Genomic DNA, 15,241 nt, shown 5'->3' with positions numbered 1-15,241 from the left:
CGCAACGGAATCGGTGACGAGTGCGTCTACGTCGAGCGCGGCCGTGGTCGGGTGGAGACGGTGTTCGGGGCGTTCGACGTTGCGGCCGGCGACTACGTGGTGATCCCGCGGTCGACGACGCACCGATGGCTACCGCGTCGATCGACCAAGGACCCGCTGCGGACCTACGCGATCGAGGGCAACTCCCACATCGCGCCGCCCAAGCGCTACCTGTCCAAGTACGGGCAGCTGCTCGAGCACGCGCCGTACTGCGAGCGCGACCTGCGGGTGCCTGCGGGACCGTTGCTCGCGGAGGACGTGGGCGCCCGTGCCGGGGACGAGACCGAGGTCCTGATCAAGCACCGTGGGAACGCGCCGGGCGGAGTGGTGGGCACCGCGCATACGCTGCCGTTCCACCCGCTCGACGTCGTCGGCTGGGATGGCTGTCTCTATCCGTATGTCTTCAACGTGGCCGACTTCGAGCCCATCACGGGGCGGGTGCACCAGCCGCCACCGGTACACCAGGTGTTCGAGGGGTGGAACTTCGTCGTCTGCAACTTCGTGCCCCGCAAGGTCGACTACCACCCCCTGTCGATCCCGGTGCCGTACTACCACTCCAACGTGGACAGCGACGAGATCATGTTCTACGTCGACGGCGACTACGAGGCGCGCAAGGGGTCGGGGATCGGCAAGGGCTCGATCTCCGTCCACCCGGGGGGCCACCCGCACGGACCACAGCCGGGTGCGACCGAGGGGTCGATCGGGGTCCACTACTTCGACGAGCTGGCGGTCATGGTCGACACGTTCCGGCCGCTGGAGCTGGGCGAGGCGGGTCGGGCGGTCGACGACGGTGCCTACGCGTTCTCCTGGAACCGGTCGGGAGACGCCGCCGCCACGACGAGTGAACCCCCCAGCCACGGCTGACCCGACTCCGCCGCAACAACTGACCATGCGGTCAGTGGTTGCGGCGAAACGGGCCATCTGGCCGCAACAGTCGACTGCGAGGGCGGTCGTTGTGGGTCAGCCCGGCCTCACCTGACGTCCTTGCCGGGAAAGTACCGGCGCCATTCGTCCCAAAAGGTGCCCACCGGGACGGCGCCGCGGTCGACCCTGGCTTGGTCCACCCGCTGAAGGGTGCGCAGCGGGTGGTCGAACAAGCCGCTGGAGATCACCTGCACGACGCGCCAGGCGTTGCGGTCCAGACCCTCCCGGCGGTCGATGTCGGCGGCCCACACCTCCGCGTCGTCGCGATGGTGACGCCCCTCGTACTCAATGGCAATACGCAACAACGGGTATGCCAGCTCGAACCTTCTCAGCCAGTCACCGGTCCCGGGGTCTCGCAAGATGAGGTTCACCGTTGGTTCCGGCAGGCCGGACAGGACGATGAGCAGCCGCAGTCGGCTCTCGGGTGGCGAGTCCACACCGTCGCGGACCAGGTTCGCGGCCCGCAGCGCCAGGCAATGCCCCGACCCGGACCTGCGCCAGGACGCCTCGACCAACCGCGCCGGAGTGGTGTGCCTTCGGTGCACCAAGCCATCACCGAGGACCACGAGCTGCACGAGGTCGAGCTCGGCAGCGAGGTCGACAAAGGTCTGCTCCGGTGTGGTCAGCCGGACGCCACCGCGAGTCGTCGATGCGCGGACGACCCGATCGCGATGGGTTCGGATCCCGTCGACACGGAACGTCTCGTCGACGGGAATGCTCACGTGGATCTCGGAGCGGGCGGTCAGCGCCCCACCCCACAGGGCTGCGGCGGTGTAGTGGCTGACAACGGTTCCGCGGGGTGCCAACCGCAGGCCCGCCCGGGCGCGCAGCTCGACCGTGCGGGGGACATCACGCGAGACGTAGACGTTGCGATAGACCCGGGCATAACCCGCGCCGCGCAGCTGCCATGGCGTCACGCCGGCGGCGAGGGCCTCGGCCCGGGTGAATGGGCGCCGTGGGTCGAACGGCGGATCGGCAACCATCTGCTGATGGTGTCGTCGCGGACGCGCCGGACCCCGGGGTTGTCCACAGGGCCGGTTCAACGGCCCGTCCTGCCGCAACTCTCGACCACAGCCGCTCGCGTTGCGCGCATTCAGGCGTTCTTGCCGCAACGATCGACCGTGATATCGACTCTTGCGGCGCCGTGCGGCGCCGTGCGGCGCCCGCGCGTCGATACAAGCCCGGCGAGGTCAGCCGCCGACAACCGGTTCACCCACGAGTTCCGCGCCCACCGCGCGGAGCTCGTCGAGGGCCCGGGCCGTGCTGTCCGGCGCTACCCCGGCAGTCAGTCCGAGCAGTACGCGAGTGGCGAAGCCCTCTCGGACGGCGTCCACGGCGGTGGCCCGCACGCAGTGGTCCGTGGCGATACCGACCACGTCGACCGCGTCGATTCCCATGTCCCGCAACCATTGTGCCAGCCCGATGGGCGAGCCGTGATGGTCGGCATACCCCTCGAAGCCGCTGTATGCCGCTGCGTTCCTGCCCTTGCGGAAGATGGCATCGGCGCGAGCGACGGCGTCACCAACCGCTGGGTGGAAGTCGGCACCACTCGTCCCCACCCGGCAGTGGACCGGCCAGCTGTCGACGAAGTCGGGGTGGTCGGAGAAGTGGAGACCGGGGTCAACGTGCCAGTCGGCCGTCGCGACCACCGCTGCGTAGTCACCACCCACGGATGTCACCAGCTCACCGATGCCGGTCGCCACCGCGATGCCACCCGCGACGGCCAACGAGCCGCCCTCGCAGAAGTCGTTCTGCACGTCGACGACCACCAGTGCGCGACGGACGTCTGGTTGGTTCTCGCTCATGACGACCACGCTAGCCGCGAGCGCTCAGCAGCCGGGCGTCCAGGTCCGCGATCCGCTGGTCGAAGTGCCGCTCTAGATGCGCGACCGCTGCGTTCAGCTCGTCCTTGCGCAGCCCGACTGGGCGCAGGGCGCCCTCGTCGAGTCTTCCGTCGGTGACCACCGAGGTCTGCTGCCGTCGAACAGCCACTCGGCCCTGGGTCCGAGGAACCACAGCCTGTCGAGGACCGCGTCTGCACGACGCTCGACGCCTTCAGAGTCGCCGAGACGACCTTGCGGTGATCCGTCCACCGCGGCCGACCCGTCCGCCGGTCATCGACCAGCCCGTAGATCCCGTTGGCGGATCCCGGTTCCGCCACGCCAGCACCGCGGGTGCGAGACCCCGACCTGGTACGCCCCGGGCTGGGTTCCGCTTGCGCGAGTCGCACCCGTGGCCACCCACGCAGGCTCAGGACTCGCGTTCATAGACCGTCGGGATCGCGACCTCGCCACGCTGAAGCTGTAACGCCTTTGCCGGGAGCTCGGCGCGGGACGCCCCATGCCGCTCCCGTGCGGCCTGCATCCCCCCACCAGGCCGCACCTCACCTCCACGGACCAGCTCGACCATCAGGGGTCGGTCGTCGCCGTCGTTGTGAGGTCGTTCCCCCAACCCGAGTACCTCCGCCTCGGCAACCCCACGCGAGCTGAGCCGGCGCATCGCCCACTTGCGGCCGCCGACAGACGCTTTCGACTCGCTCTTCTTCTCGACGTCGTGCATCACGCCGGCGCCGTCCTCACGGGAGACCAGCTTGAACACCATGCCGGCCGTCGGGGCGCCGGACCCGGTCACCAGCTGGGTGCCCACCCCGTATGCGTCGACCGGCGCCGACGCGAGCGAGGCGATGGCGTACTCGTCGAGGTCGGAGGTGACGACGATGCGGGTGGCCGTCGCGCCGAGCGAGTCCAGCAGGGTGCGTACCTCCCGGGCCTGCTGAAGGAGGTCTCCCGAGTCCAGCCGGACCGCGCCCAGGCTCGGCCCGGCCACCTCGACGGCAGTCCGGACCCCCTGCATGACGTCGTAGGTGTCGACCAGCAAGGTCGTCCCGGCGCCGAGGCTGTCGACCTGGGCCTCGAAGGCGTCACGCTCCGAGTCGTGCAGCAGGGTGAAGGCGTGCGCTGCCGTGCCGGCCGTGGGGACACCGAACCGGCGACCGGCCTCGAGGTTGCTGGTCGTGGCGAAACCCGCGATGTATGCCGCCCGCGCGGCCGCCACGGCCGCCTCCTCGTGCGTGCGACGAGACCCCATCTCGATGCAGGGGCGGTCCCCGGCGGCAACGGTCATCCGCGACGCGGCGGAGGCAATCGCACTGTCGTGGTTGAGGATCGACAGGACCAGGGTCTCCAGGACCACGCCCTCGGCGAACGACGACTCCACCACCAGTACGGGCGAACCCGGAAACCAGCACTCGCCCTCGGCATACCCGCTGATGTCCCCGGAGAAGCGGTAGCCGGCCAGCCACTCACAGGTCGCCTCGTCCACGACCTTGCCGATGCGCAGGGCCTCGACCTCCTCGTCGCCGAACCGGAACCGCTCGATCGCGTCGAGGAGCCGGCCGGTCCCGGCCAGCACGGCGTAGCGGCGGCCCTCGGGAAGGCGGCGGGCGAACACCTCGAAGACCGAGCGACGGTGTGCCGCGCCGCTGCGCAGCGCCGCCTGCACCATGGTCAGCTCGTAGTGGTCGGTCAGCAGAGCCGTCGAGTGTCCTGTCGCCACGCGCGACAGCCTATTCTTGGGGCCGTGTCCGTCGCGTCCTGTGTGGTTGTGGAGGAGCAGAGCACCTCGACGATCGAGCGGGTCGAGGAGCGTCTGCAACTCGACGTCCCCTGGATCACCCTCGTGTGGAACGACCCCGTCAACCTCATGTCCTACGTGACCTACGTCTTCGAGACGTACTTCGGGTACCCCCGGTCCAAGGCTGAGAAGCTCATGCTCGACGTGCACACCAAGGGCAAGGCCGTGGTATCCAACGGGACGCTCGAGGAGATGGAGCGCGACACGGAGGCGCTGCACGGCTACGGGCTCTGGGCGACGTTCGAGAAGGACGCCTGATGGCGCGCGCGTTCAAGCGCAAGGGTGACCGGTTCGTGGCGAAGATGGACCCGATGGAGCGGGGCGTCGTCGCCGGGCTGATGGACCAGACGCGTGAGCTGGTCGCCCCGCCCGACCGGGTCAGCACCGGAGACGTGTTCGAGGACCTGGTCGCAGGCCTCGGGGTCTCGCTGGCGGCCGAGGACCAGCACCTTGACGGCAGCTCGCAGGGAGACGCCCAGGACGGCCCGACCATGGCGGAGGACGCGGCAGGGCTGATCGACCGCGACCCAGCCCTGGACCGTCTGCTGCCCACCGCGCATCGCGGCGACGACCAGGTCGCAGCAGAGTTCAGGAGGCTGACGGAGTACGACCTGCGCGACCGCAAGGCGACGAACCTGTCGACCGCGATCGGGGCGTTGCGACAGGCGACAGGCGACAAGCTGGAGCTGAGCAGGCCGCAGGCCGAGGCGATGGTGATCGCTCTCACGGACACCCGGTTGCTGCTGGGGGAGCGGCTCGGGCTGCGCACCGACGAGGACGCGCTGGTGCTGGACGAGCGGGTGGCGGCGCTGGACGCCGACGACCCCGCGGTGTACGCCGCGTCCTTCTACGATTTCCTCACCTGGTTCCAGGAGTCCCTGACCACCGCCCTCATGGGCCACAGCCGCTTCTTCTAGGAGCCAGGCTGATGCTCGTCGAACCCGCCGACCTCGCGACCGACACCGTGCTGGCCCTGGTGCGCGAGCACTGGGACGATGGCGTGCTCACGGTTACGCACCTGCCCCGAGGCGCCGGCGCGCACCACTGGGCCGCGGCCGGGCGGCGTCGGCCGCGCTGGTTTGTCACCGCGGACGACGTCAGCACCGCCGGTCGCGATGCGGAGCTGCAGGACACCTACGCCGCTGCCCGACGGCTTGCCGAGCGCGGCGTGTATGCCGTCGTCCCGACCGTGGCACCTGTCTCGGATCGCTCCGCCGTCGGTGTCCGCCACGGCCGCTTCCTGGTGACGGTGACGGCATACCTCGAGGGAGAGCCGGGAACGGGGGAGTACGCCGACGACAACCAGCGCGCCCTCATCGCCCACGCACTCGGTGTGCTGCACGCGGCCCGACCACCGCGGCGTACCCGCTTGTGGAGTCCCGGACCTCCACTGCGTGCTGAGCTCACCGCGTTGTCGGGTGTCTCGGGAGAGCAGTGGAAAGCCGGGCCGTTCGGTGAGAGCGTACGAGCTGCTCTGTGCGACAACGAAGCTGCTCTCAATGTCATGATGAAGCGCTTCGACGAGCTGGCCGGCCACGCGCTGAGCCGGCGGCAGGGCTGGGTTCCCACCCACGGTGAACCGCACACGGCAAACGTGCTGTGGACGCTGGCCGGGCCGGTGCTTGTCGACTGGGAGTCGCTGCGTGTCGCCCCCAGGGAGCGCGACCTGCGGACCGTGCTGCGGGAAGCGGACGGCGCCGAGCCATTGTCGGCCTACGTCGCCAGTGGCGGGACCGTGGACCTCGACGCCGACCTGGTGGAGCTGTTTGACCTCGAGTGGTGGCTGTGGGAGGTGGCGAGCTGTGCGGTCCGCTTCCACGAGCCGCACGACGGCAACGCCGACGACGAGCGGTTCCACCGGGCCTTCCTCGCCGAGGTGGTCCCGGCGGTCGGCGACGCGCTCGCCTGACACGGGCTGACAGGGACTGACCGCGCGGTCATGGTGCCGGGCCTCTCCTATCCTGGACACGTGGTAGACGCGCCGATCGGGATCTTCGACTCGGGGTTCGGCGGGCTCACGGTGGCCCGGTCGGTGCTCGACCAGCTCCCTCACGAGTCGGTCGCCTACTTCGGCGACACCGCCCGGGCCCCTTACGGGCCGCGGCCGATCGCACAGACGCGCCAGTTCGCGCTCGAGTGCCTGGACCGGCTGGTCGACCACGGTGTCAAGGTGCTCGTCATCGCCTGCAACACGGCGAGCGCCGCCGTCCTGCACGACGCCCGCGAGCGCTACGACGTGCCGGTCATCGAGGTGATCCGTCCGGCCGTGCGGCGGGCCGCCGCAGCCACCCGCAACGGGCGCGTCGGTGTGATCTCGACGCTCGGCACGCACCAGTCGCAGGCCTATGTCGACGCCTTTGCCGCCGCCCCCCAGATCGACGTGCTGAGCCGTCCCTGCCCGCGGTTCGTCGAGTTCGTCGAGGCCGGGGTGACCGGGGGCAAGGAGCTGCTCGAGGTGGCGCGGGAGTACCTCGAACCGGTCGCCGCGCACGACGTCGACACGCTCGTCCTGGGGTGCACCCACTACCCCCTCCTGACCGGTGTCATCTCGTATGTGATGGGAGACGGCGTGACGTTGGTCTCGTCTGCGGAGGAGACCGCGAAGGACGTCTACCGGGTGCTTGCGGACACGGACACGCTGCGCCCGGACGATCTGCCAGCTCCGTCGTTGGCGTTCAGCACCACGGGTGACGCCGAGGAGTTCCGGGGGCTGGCCCGACGCTTCCTCGGGCCCGAGGTGGAGACGGTGTTCGGCAACCTGGCGGCGCTGCCGTGAAGGTCACGGTCGTCGGGTGCTCGGGCAGCTTCGCAGGTCCGACGTCGCCAGCCGCCTGCTACCTCGTCCAGGCCGAGCACGCGGGGCGGACCTGGAGCATCGCGCTCGACCTCGGTTCCGGCGCCCTGGGAGCGTTGCAGCGACATCTGGACCCGAGGGATCTCGACGCCGTCGTGCTGAGCCACCTGCACCCCGACCACTGCATCGACCTGTGCGGCCTCTTCGTCATCCAGAAGTACCACCCCGACGGACCGTCCGACCGGCTGCCGGTGCACGCGCCGGTCGGTACAGCGCGGCGGTTGACGCAGGCATACGGGCTCGAGGACGGGACGGGCATGGACGGGTACTTCCAGTTCGAGGACCTCGTGGACGGACAGCCTTTCGTGGTCGGACCGTTCACGGTCACGCCCCTTGCCGTCCTCCACCCGGTGCCGGCCTTCGGCCTGCGCGTCGAGGCCGACGGCGCCGCGCTGGCCTACACCGGGGACACCGACCGTTGCGACGCGCTCGGCCCGCTCATGACCGGTGCCGATCTCGTGCTCGCGGACTCGGCGTTCGTCCAAGGTCGTGACTCCGCCACCGGCATCCACATGAACGGTGCCCAGTGCGCCGAGGCGGCGTTGGCGGCCGGGGGCGTCGGCCGGCTCATGCTGACCCATATCCCGGCGTGGAACGACCCCGAGGTATGCCGGGCGCAGGCGGCCGCTCACTGGCTCGGTGAGGTCGAGCTGGCCGAACCCGGACGCACCTACGACCTGTCGCCGTAAGGCGTTCGTCAGGTCGGTTCACCGGCGGCTCGTACACGTCCGACGTAGCCTGACAGCGTGGTTAGCCTTGCCATCATGAGCGATACGAGCAGACACGACGGACGCGCGCCCGACGAGACCCGCGAGGTCCGCATCACGCGCAACTGGCTGGACCACGCCGAGGGCAGCGTCCTCGTCGAGTTCGGCCGCACCCGGGTGCTCTGCGCCGCGTCGTTCACCGAGGGTGTGCCGCGGTGGCTCAAAGGCAAGGGCACCGGCTGGGTCACGGCGGAGTACGCCATGCTGCCGAGGTCAACCAACACCCGCTCCGAACGCGAGTCGGTCAAGGGCCGCATCGGTGGCCGCACGCACGAGATCTCCCGCCTCGTCGGCCGCTCGCTGCGAGCGGTGATCGATACCAAAGCGTTGGGGGAGAACACGATCGTCCTCGACTGCGACGTGCTTCAGGCCGACGGGGGCACGCGCACGGCGGCGATCACCGGCGCCTATGTCGCCCTCGTCGACGCGGTCGAGGACGCCCGGGCCAAGGGCCTGATCGGCCGGACCGCTAAGGCTCTCACCGGCTCGGTCGCCGCTGTCAGCGTGGGCGTCGTCAAGGGGCAGCCGGTCCTCGACCTGGACTACCCCGAGGACTCCACGGCGGACACTGACATGAACGTCGTGATGACCGGTGACGGCCGGTTCGTCGAGGTGCAAGGCACCGCCGAGGCCGAGCCCTTCGACCGTGAGCTGCTCGGACGGCTGCTCGACCTGGCCACTCAGGGGTGCGCAGACCTGACGGTGAAGCAGCAGGCGGCGCTGGACGCCGCCCCCCGGGAGCGTGCATGACGACTTCGACGCCTGCACCGCTGCGAACCCTGGTTCTCGCCACCCGCAACGAGCACAAGGTCCACGAGCTCCGGCAGATCCTCCGGGGTCTGGTCGACGACCTCGACCTGCAGATCGCCGGGGCCGGTGACGTGGCCGGCGCTCCGGACGTGGCGGAGACCGAGGTCACCTTCGAGGGAAACGCCCGCCTCAAGGCCATGGCCCTCGCGCAGGCGACCGGTATGCCCTCGGTCGCCGACGACTCGGGTCTCGCGGTCGAGGTCCTCGGGGGTTCCCCCGGGGTGTTCAGCGCGCGCTGGTCCGGCACGACCGGCGGGGCCCACCTCGCGCGCGCCGACCGGGACCGCGCCAACGTCGCCCTGCTGCTCGAGCAGGTCTCCGACGTGCCCGACGAGCACCGGCGCGCGGCGTTCGTCTGCGCAGCCGTCCTCGCCATGCCCGACGGGACCGTCGAGTCGACCGAAGGCCGCCTCGAAGGCGTCCTGGTCCGGGATCCGCGTGGCAGCAACGGGTTCGGGTACGACCCGGTCTTCGTGCCAGACGGCTACTCGACTGACGTGGGTGACGCCGTGGACATCGGCCGGACCCTCGCGGAGTACACCGACATCGAGAAGAACCAGATCTCGCACCGTGGTCGCGCCTTTCGTGACCTCGAACCCATCCTGAGGAAGCGCCTCGCCGAATGGCCCGAAGATGACTGACGTCCGAGACACCCGACCACCCGCCGCGCCCACGGAGACGCCGGTCGTTCCGCCGGCCTCCCAACCCGGCTCCGGCCAAGGCGCATCGGACGGGCGCCGGTCGATCCTCGGGGCCGCGCTCGACGGCATACTCGCCGGCGGTGTCTCCATCGGTGTCGCAACGCTGCTCGCCGGGATCGTCTCCTGGCTCGGGCTGTCCCTCGGGACATCCTCCCCGGTTCCCGCCGTCGGGGGCGCGTTCGTCGACCGGACCCCGCCGTGGCTCAAGAACTTTGCCGTCAACACTTTCGGCACCAACGACAAGCTGGCGCTGTTCTGCAGCATGGGGGTCGTCCTCGTCGCTGTGTGCGCAGCCATCGGACTCGTCGCCCGTCGCCGTCGCACGCTCGCGTTCGTCCTGCTCGCGGTTGTCGGCGCTGTCGGGGCGCTCGCGGTCATCTCCCGCCCGAGCTCGTCCGCCGTCGACGTGCTCCCCACGATCGTCGGAACGCTCGTCGGCCTCAACGTCCTGTCCCGCCTTCGACCGGCCGACCCCGAGGATGCGCGGACCGACGTCCGCTGGGGGCTGCCGGCGGTCACCCGCAGGCGCGTCATCGCCGGCGGTGGCGCCGTCGTGGCGGCCGTGGTCGGCAGTAGCATCGGCGGTGCAGGAAGCGCCGCGCGCGCCGCCCGCGACGAGGTCGCCCTCCCGCCGGCGAACCCCCTGCCGTCTGTCGCCGGAACCTCGGTCAACGTCGAGGGGGTCTCGCCGTTCATCAGCCCGAACGAGAGCTTCTACCGCATCGACACGGCCCTCGTGGTGCCTCAGCTCGACACGGCGACCTGGTCGTTGCGTGTCTACGGCGAGGTCGAGCAGGAGATCACGATCGACTGGGCCACCTTGTTGAAGCAGAAGTTGGAGCAGCACATGCTCACCCTTACCTGCGTGTCCAACGAGGTGGGCGGCGACCTGGTCGGCAACGCCGACTGGGTCGGCTGGCCGGTCCGCAACCTGCTCGCCATGGCCAGGCCAAAGCCGGGCGCCGACATGGTGCTGTCCCGCAGCAGCGACGGGTTCACGGCGGGCACCCCGATCGAGGCGCTCACCGACGACCGCAACGCGATGATCGCCGTCGGGATGAACGGCAAGGCGCTGCCCTTCGAGCACGGTTTCCCCGCTCGGCTGGTCGTGCCGGGACTCTACGGGTACGTCTCCGCGACGAAGTGGGTGACCGAGCTCAAGGTGACCCGGTTCGCTGCTGACCAGGGTTACTGGACCCCACGCGGCTGGTCGGCCAAGGGGCCGATCAAGACCGCGTCGCGCATCGACGTGCCGCGGGCGAACAAGCCGATCGCCGCCGGGACGGCCGCGATTGCCGGCGTCGCCTGGGCACAGCACACGGGAGTCAGCAAGGTCGAGGTCCAGGTCGACGAGGGCCCGTGGCAGGAGGCGACGCTGGCCGCCGAGGCCACCGTCGACGCCTGGCGCCAGTGGGTGCTGCCGTGGCAGGCCGCCTCTGGTCGGCACCGGATCCGCGTCCGTGCCACGGACAAGACGGGCGCGACCCAGGTCGAGCAGGAGGCCCCGCCAGACCCGGACGGCTCCACCGGGTGGCACACCATCACGGTGAGCGTCGCCTGAGCGCACGATCCGGTATGCCGCGCCGCCTGTTCATACAATGGGTGCCGCGCGGGAGTGGTGGAACTGGTAGACACGCAGGATTTAGGTTCCTGTGCCTCGGCGTGCGGGTTCGAGTCCCGCCTTCCGCACTCATCGACACGCATCGACACGCATCGACAGACACGCAGACACGCCTGAGAGAGACGAGGGTCCACGTGACCAAGCTCAGCCCCGGGGACACGGCGCCGGACTTCACCTTGACCAACGATGACGGCGCCGACGTGACGCTGTCGGATCTGAAGGGACAGAAGGTGATCGTCTACTTCTACCCCGCCGCGATGACACCGGGATGCACGACCCAGGCCTGCGACTTCAGCGACTCGATCGACGCCCTCCACACTTCCGGGATCGAGGTGCTGGGCATCAGTCCGGACTCGCCCGAGAAGCTGAAGAAGTTCAGGGAGAACGACCACCTGACGATCACGCTGTTGTCCGACCCGGACAAGAAGGTCCTCGGCGAGTGGGGCGCGTTCGGGGAGAAGAAGCTCTACGGCAAGACCGTCCAGGGGGTCATCCGGTCGACGTTCGTGGTCGACGCGCAGGGCAAGGTCGCCGACGCGCGCTACAACGTCAAGGCAACCGGCCACGTGGCCAAGCTGCGCAAGGACCTGGGTCTGTAGGCTGCGGCCATGAGCGACACGCCCGCGACGGTGGCCACTGCGGGACCCGCCATCGCAAACCTCGAAGTGACTCTGGCCCAGCGCCGTCAGCACCTGAGCAGCACCATCGACGAGCTCGTCACCCGGGTCACGCCCCGGGAGATCCTGCGTCGCCAGGTCGAGAGTGCCCGCATCTCGCTAGCGGCGGCGACCCGGACTCCCGACGGTGAGCTCCGCACGGAGCGGGTGGCGGGCGTGCTCGGCGCCGCGTCGGTCCTGCTCCTCGGTGCCGGCTTGATCCGGCGCCAGCTCGGCTGACCCCGCGCTGGGAGGCAGGCGGCTGAAGCACCGGGGGAAGGTCAGGCCCGGTGACCTTCGAAGAGCACCCTGACCCGGCGACGGGCATACAAGGCTGCCGCGTAGGTGGTGACACCGAGCACGAGCACGGCGGTCGAGGGCCGGGCTGCCGTGAGGGCGGCCGTGGCTGCGGTGCCGCAGACCACGGGAGTGAGCAGGGGCACCGAGTACCACAAGATCGTGACAGGGACGCCGGTCGTGGGGCTGAACAAGCCGACGGGCGGAAGGCCCCGGAACGCCGCCATCACCTGGGCGGCGAGCAGGATGCCGAGCAGCAGGACCGCCCAGATCAGCCCCAGCGCGCTGGCGTGACCGGCCGCAAGCGATACGCCACCCATCACCAGCACGGTGAGCAGGTATCCGACCCCGGGCAGCACGAGGTGGGCCAGGGTCTCGCGCATCGGCGCCAGCCCGATCAGCGGTGGGGTGCCGGCGTTGTCGCCCTGCAGGCGCAAACCCTCGGACCAGGTGCTCACCCCGAGATACCCGAGCACCAAGCTGCCGAGCGCGATGACGCTAGGGGTACCGGGTTCGGCCGAACGCACCAGCCCGTATGCCGCGCCGGCGGTGAGCACGAGACCGGTCAGGGCGGAGCCCGGTGACCGTCGCCACCCCAACCAGTCGCGCAGGACCATCGTGGAGATCGCGCCGTGCGGTCGCAACCGGATGCGCCGGCCACGTGCCGACGGGGGGCCGACGTCGAGCCGGGCGGCGCGCAGGTCGCCGACGAGCACCGCGCCTCCGATGGTCACCGAGCGCGCCGACTGGGTCCGCAGTGAGGTCAGGTGCAGCGCTCGCAACGATTTGCGTTGCCGCAGAAAGACTCTCGCTCCGCGGTCACCAGTCGGCCAGGTGCGCACCTGGCCGTGCAGCCAGCTTGCTGCGACCAGCAGGCCGGCCACTGTCCCCACCAGGACTCCGGGGACGAGGACCATGGGGCTCGCCACCGCGGCGATCGCCAGTCCGGCCGAGATGACGAGACCGATGAGGAACCCACCCACGAGGCAGCCGAACACGCTGAGCCGCCACCACGGGCGAAGCACCAGCGCGCGGTCGAGTGGGCTCATGGCAACGGTGTCGAGGTAGGGCAGGTCCGGGACGACGGGACCCCGGATCCCCCCGAGTCGGTACCCGAACGTCGTGGCGACTGCGAGCGCCGCCACGGCGAGGGCGACGGCGCTCGGGCCGGAGAGGTGCGCGGCCATCCAGGTCGGGTCGAGCACCCGGAAGAAGGCTTGGGCCGCAGGGACGCCGTAGGCGCCGGCGGCGATCACGGCGACGTAGACGGCATACACCGCGTTGTTGTCGCGCTCCACCTCCCCGGCCAGGAACTCCGTTGCGCCGCGTAGGTCGTCGGCGTCGCTCATCCGGGGATGATCTGCACGACGCGGTCGGCGATCCGCTCGGTCAGCTCGGGGTCGTGGCACGCAACGACAACGGCCGTCCCGGACTGCTTGCGTTCGACGAGCAGGTCGGCCAGCAGCGCGCGCTTGTGGGTGTCCAGTCGTTGCTCCGGCTCATCGAGGAGCATGACGCGCGATGGCCGGCTCAGCACCATGGACAGGTGGAAGAGCTGTTGCTGCCCCGAGGACAGCTCGTGTGGGAAACGGTCGAACAGATGCCCGATCTCCAGTGTCTCGAGCAGCGCCTCGGCGCGCTCGTTGGCGTACTCGCCACGACCCCAGGTCGCCTCGATCAGCACGAGGTGGTCGACGAGCGTGAGGTCCCGGTATGCGGTGGGCGAGCCGATCAACGCGGCGACGGTGCGGCGGACGGCCGGGTCCCGCTCGTCCGCCGTCGCACCGTCCACGGTGGCGGTGCCTTCGCTGGGTTCGAGGGTTCCCGCCAGGATCTTGAGCAGCGTCGTCTTGCCGCTCCCGTTCTCGCCCCGAAGGACCACACACCGGCCCTCGGGAACCGACAGGTCGATGGGGCGGAGCAGCACGTTCCCGTCGATGGACTTGCCGACGCCGGTCGCGACGACCGTTGCGGGTGTGACCTTGGCAGCCTTGGCCCCGGGCTTGCTTCCCGCTTTGCGTGCTGCCACCTGGTCAGTCTTCCATCCGTGGCTGGGGGGCGGCGCCGTTGGTGGGCGGGTCGGTCGTGGAACGACTGGGCCTCCCTGCAAAGTGCCTGAGAGGACCAAGGTAAACGTCCGTGCGTGGTTGGTGCGCCGCCAGGGATTCGAACCCCGAACCCAGTGATTAAGAGTCACTTGCTCTGCCATTGAGCTAGCGGCGCAGCGAGGGTCGAGGCTACTACAGCGGGCCGGAGGTCAGGAAATCGGTTGGTCCTCACGAGCTGCGCGCCGCCGATGCTCGTAGATCATCAGCGCAATGCCGCCGACCAGCAGGACGCCGGCCACTATCAGCCCTGGTGCATGGTCGGGGTGACCGAACGTCGTGGCCTGCATCTGCGGGGTCTTGTATGTCGGCGTCACCTGCGGCCGCGGCACGCCTGCCGTGCCCGTCGCACCGGGAGCGCCCACCTGGAACCGCGACTCACCCGTCACCGGATGTCCGTCGTCGCTCGTGACCTTGAAGGCGATTCGGTATGCGCCCGGGCCAGCGTCGCCCGTGACGGCCACCGTGACCTCGTTGGCGCGAACCCGTGGCATCCCCACCTCGACGGGTCGACCGTCGCGGTCGAGGACGACCTGCGCGAAGTCCGGGCTGACTGCCTCGTCGAACGTGACCACGATCTGGGTCGGTGCGCGGTCCAGCTGGGCACCAGCCGCCGGGACGATCGACGTCAGTGTGGCGTGGAGGGGCAGGGTGGCGGGGCGCGCGTCCGCCGAAGCAGCGCTGGCTACTGTGGCGAGCAGCGCAAGGACGACACCGGCCACCAACACCACGGCCAGCGCGAGCGCGACGAAGCGGTTCCGCCGCTCCTTCCCCACATACATGAGGAGCATTGTCACGCATACCCGAGGTGGTCTCGGGGACCCGCACTGCTCG

The 15,241-nt window shown here is 70.0% G+C and carries 18 protein-coding genes and 2 tRNA genes; 12 read left to right on the top strand and 8 right to left on the bottom strand.

What is annotated here, in order from left to right:
- Positions 1 to 903 (top strand): homogentisate 1,2-dioxygenase domain-containing protein (locus ABI385_RS11330; protein WP_348103855.1); only part of this gene is annotated, 903 nt, incomplete at its 5' end.
- A 107-nt stretch (positions 904 to 1,010) separates the two neighbouring features.
- On the opposite strand, the gene ABI385_RS11325 is transcribed toward ABI385_RS11330, so the two are convergent.
- The 4 genes from ABI385_RS11325 to ABI385_RS11310 all read right to left on the bottom strand — a co-directional run bounded on the left by ABI385_RS11325 (position 1,011) and on the right by ABI385_RS11310 (position 4,527).
- Positions 1,011 to 1,946, bottom strand: a complete 936-nt coding sequence (locus ABI385_RS11325; RefSeq protein ID WP_348103854.1) for a hypothetical protein — start codon at positions 1,944 to 1,946, stop codon at positions 1,011 to 1,013.
- Between the two features lie 207 nt (positions 1,947 to 2,153).
- Positions 2,154 to 2,768: an isochorismatase family protein gene (locus ABI385_RS11320; RefSeq protein WP_348103853.1), complete on the bottom strand. Its 615-nt coding sequence runs from the start codon at positions 2,766 to 2,768 to the stop codon at positions 2,154 to 2,156.
- A gap of 10 nt (positions 2,769 to 2,778) precedes the next feature.
- Positions 2,779 to 2,955 (bottom strand): hypothetical protein, encoded by a 177-nt coding sequence (locus ABI385_RS11315; protein ID WP_348103852.1) that lies wholly within the window; start codon positions 2,953 to 2,955, stop codon positions 2,779 to 2,781.
- Positions 2,956 to 3,213: 258 nt separating this feature from the next.
- Complete coding sequence (locus tag ABI385_RS11310) at positions 3,214 to 4,527, bottom strand: nicotinate phosphoribosyltransferase (RefSeq protein ID WP_348103857.1); 1,314 nt, start codon at positions 4,525 to 4,527, stop codon at positions 3,214 to 3,216.
- 33 nt (positions 4,528 to 4,560) lie between these two features.
- On the opposite strand from ABI385_RS11310, the gene clpS reads away from it, so the two are divergent.
- The 11 genes from clpS (at position 4,561) to ABI385_RS11255 (ending at position 12,245) form a co-directional block, all read left to right on the top strand.
- Positions 4,561 to 4,854 carry an ATP-dependent Clp protease adapter ClpS gene (clpS, locus tag ABI385_RS11305; protein WP_407068262.1) on the top strand — a complete coding sequence of 98 codons (294 nt, stop codon included), beginning with the start codon at positions 4,561 to 4,563 and terminating at the stop codon, positions 4,852 to 4,854.
- The gene (locus ABI385_RS11300) at positions 4,854 to 5,513 is read left to right on the top strand and encodes a DUF2017 family protein (protein WP_348103850.1); all 660 of its coding nucleotides are present in this window, start codon (positions 4,854 to 4,856) and stop codon (positions 5,511 to 5,513) included. The genes clpS and ABI385_RS11300 overlap by 1 nt, the downstream gene beginning before the upstream one ends.
- Positions 5,514 to 5,524: 11 nt before the next feature.
- Positions 5,525 to 6,505, top strand: coding sequence for a hypothetical protein (locus ABI385_RS11295; RefSeq protein ID WP_348103849.1), 981 nt, complete (start codon positions 5,525 to 5,527; stop codon positions 6,503 to 6,505).
- Positions 6,506 to 6,565: 60 nt separating this feature from the next.
- Complete coding sequence (gene murI, locus ABI385_RS11290) at positions 6,566 to 7,372, top strand: glutamate racemase (protein WP_348103848.1); 807 nt, start codon at positions 6,566 to 6,568, stop codon at positions 7,370 to 7,372.
- Positions 7,369 to 8,139, top strand: a complete 771-nt coding sequence (locus tag ABI385_RS11285) for an MBL fold metallo-hydrolase (protein WP_348103847.1) — start codon at positions 7,369 to 7,371, stop codon at positions 8,137 to 8,139. The genes murI and ABI385_RS11285 overlap by 4 nt, the downstream gene beginning before the upstream one ends.
- Positions 8,140 to 8,214: 75 nt before the next feature.
- The gene (rph, locus tag ABI385_RS11280; RefSeq protein WP_348103846.1) at positions 8,215 to 8,967 is read left to right on the top strand and encodes a ribonuclease PH; all 753 of its coding nucleotides are present in this window, start codon (positions 8,215 to 8,217) and stop codon (positions 8,965 to 8,967) included.
- Positions 8,964 to 9,668, top strand: coding sequence for an RdgB/HAM1 family non-canonical purine NTP pyrophosphatase (gene rdgB / locus ABI385_RS11275; protein ID WP_348103845.1), 705 nt, complete (start codon positions 8,964 to 8,966; stop codon positions 9,666 to 9,668). Before rph ends, rdgB begins: the two co-directional genes overlap by 4 nt.
- Positions 9,661 to 11,289, top strand: coding sequence for a molybdopterin-dependent oxidoreductase (locus ABI385_RS11270; RefSeq protein WP_348103844.1), 1,629 nt, complete (start codon positions 9,661 to 9,663; stop codon positions 11,287 to 11,289). Before rdgB ends, ABI385_RS11270 begins: the two co-directional genes overlap by 8 nt.
- A gap of 48 nt (positions 11,290 to 11,337) precedes the next feature.
- Positions 11,338 to 11,417, top strand: a tRNA-Leu gene (locus ABI385_RS11265).
- A gap of 66 nt (positions 11,418 to 11,483) precedes the next feature.
- Complete coding sequence (gene bcp, locus ABI385_RS11260) at positions 11,484 to 11,948, top strand: thioredoxin-dependent thiol peroxidase (RefSeq protein WP_348103843.1); 465 nt, start codon at positions 11,484 to 11,486, stop codon at positions 11,946 to 11,948.
- 9 nt (positions 11,949 to 11,957) lie between these two features.
- Entirely contained in the window at positions 11,958 to 12,245 is a 288-nt protein-coding gene (locus tag ABI385_RS11255; RefSeq protein ID WP_348103842.1) for a DUF3618 domain-containing protein, read from the top strand.
- A 41-nt stretch (positions 12,246 to 12,286) separates the two neighbouring features.
- Here the strand turns inward: ABI385_RS11255 and ABI385_RS11250 are convergent, their stop codons facing one another.
- The 4 genes from ABI385_RS11250 to ABI385_RS11235 all read right to left on the bottom strand — a co-directional run bounded on the left by ABI385_RS11250 (position 12,287) and on the right by ABI385_RS11235 (position 15,189).
- Positions 12,287 to 13,651 carry a hypothetical protein gene (locus ABI385_RS11250; RefSeq protein ID WP_348103841.1) on the bottom strand — a complete coding sequence of 455 codons (1,365 nt, stop codon included), beginning with the start codon at positions 13,649 to 13,651 and terminating at the stop codon, positions 12,287 to 12,289.
- Positions 13,648 to 14,331, bottom strand: coding sequence for an ABC transporter ATP-binding protein (locus ABI385_RS11245; RefSeq protein ID WP_348103840.1), 684 nt, complete (start codon positions 14,329 to 14,331; stop codon positions 13,648 to 13,650). Before ABI385_RS11245 ends, ABI385_RS11250 begins: the two co-directional genes overlap by 4 nt.
- A 119-nt stretch (positions 14,332 to 14,450) precedes the next feature.
- Positions 14,451 to 14,525, bottom strand: a tRNA-Lys gene (locus tag ABI385_RS11240).
- A 34-nt stretch (positions 14,526 to 14,559) separates the two neighbouring features.
- Entirely contained in the window at positions 14,560 to 15,189 is a 630-nt protein-coding gene (locus tag ABI385_RS11235) for a copper resistance CopC family protein (protein WP_348103839.1), read from the bottom strand.
- Positions 15,190 to 15,241 lie beyond the last annotated feature (52 nt).

It is taken from the genome of Lapillicoccus sp., from assembly GCF_039935575.1.
Taxonomy (GTDB): domain Bacteria; phylum Actinomycetota; class Actinomycetes; order Actinomycetales; family Dermatophilaceae; genus Lapillicoccus.
Note: the sequence above shows the minus strand (reverse complement) of the source record. Positions and strands in the feature narration are given on the sequence as shown.

Coding starts and splice junctions, on each gene's coding strand:
- ABI385_RS11325 (WP_348103854.1), bottom strand. CDS start 1,946: ATGGTTGCCGATCCGCCGTTCGACCCACGGCGCCCATTCACCCGGGCC.
- ABI385_RS11320 (WP_348103853.1), bottom strand. CDS start 2,768: ATGAGCGAGAACCAACCAGACGTCCGTCGCGCACTGGTGGTCGTCGAC.
- ABI385_RS11300 (WP_348103850.1), top strand. CDS start 4,854: ATGGCGCGCGCGTTCAAGCGCAAGGGTGACCGGTTCGTGGCGAAGATG.
- ABI385_RS11295 (WP_348103849.1), top strand. CDS start 5,525: ATGCTCGTCGAACCCGCCGACCTCGCGACCGACACCGTGCTGGCCCTG.
- rph (WP_348103846.1), top strand. CDS start 8,215: ATGAGCGATACGAGCAGACACGACGGACGCGCGCCCGACGAGACCCGC.
- rdgB (WP_348103845.1), top strand. CDS start 8,964: ATGACGACTTCGACGCCTGCACCGCTGCGAACCCTGGTTCTCGCCACC.
- ABI385_RS11270 (WP_348103844.1), top strand. CDS start 9,661: ATGACTGACGTCCGAGACACCCGACCACCCGCCGCGCCCACGGAGACG.
- ABI385_RS11255 (WP_348103842.1), top strand. CDS start 11,958: ATGAGCGACACGCCCGCGACGGTGGCCACTGCGGGACCCGCCATCGCA.
- ABI385_RS11250 (WP_348103841.1), bottom strand. CDS start 13,651: ATGAGCGACGCCGACGACCTACGCGGCGCAACGGAGTTCCTGGCCGGG.
- ABI385_RS11235 (WP_348103839.1), bottom strand. CDS start 15,189: ATGTATGTGGGGAAGGAGCGGCGGAACCGCTTCGTCGCGCTCGCGCTG.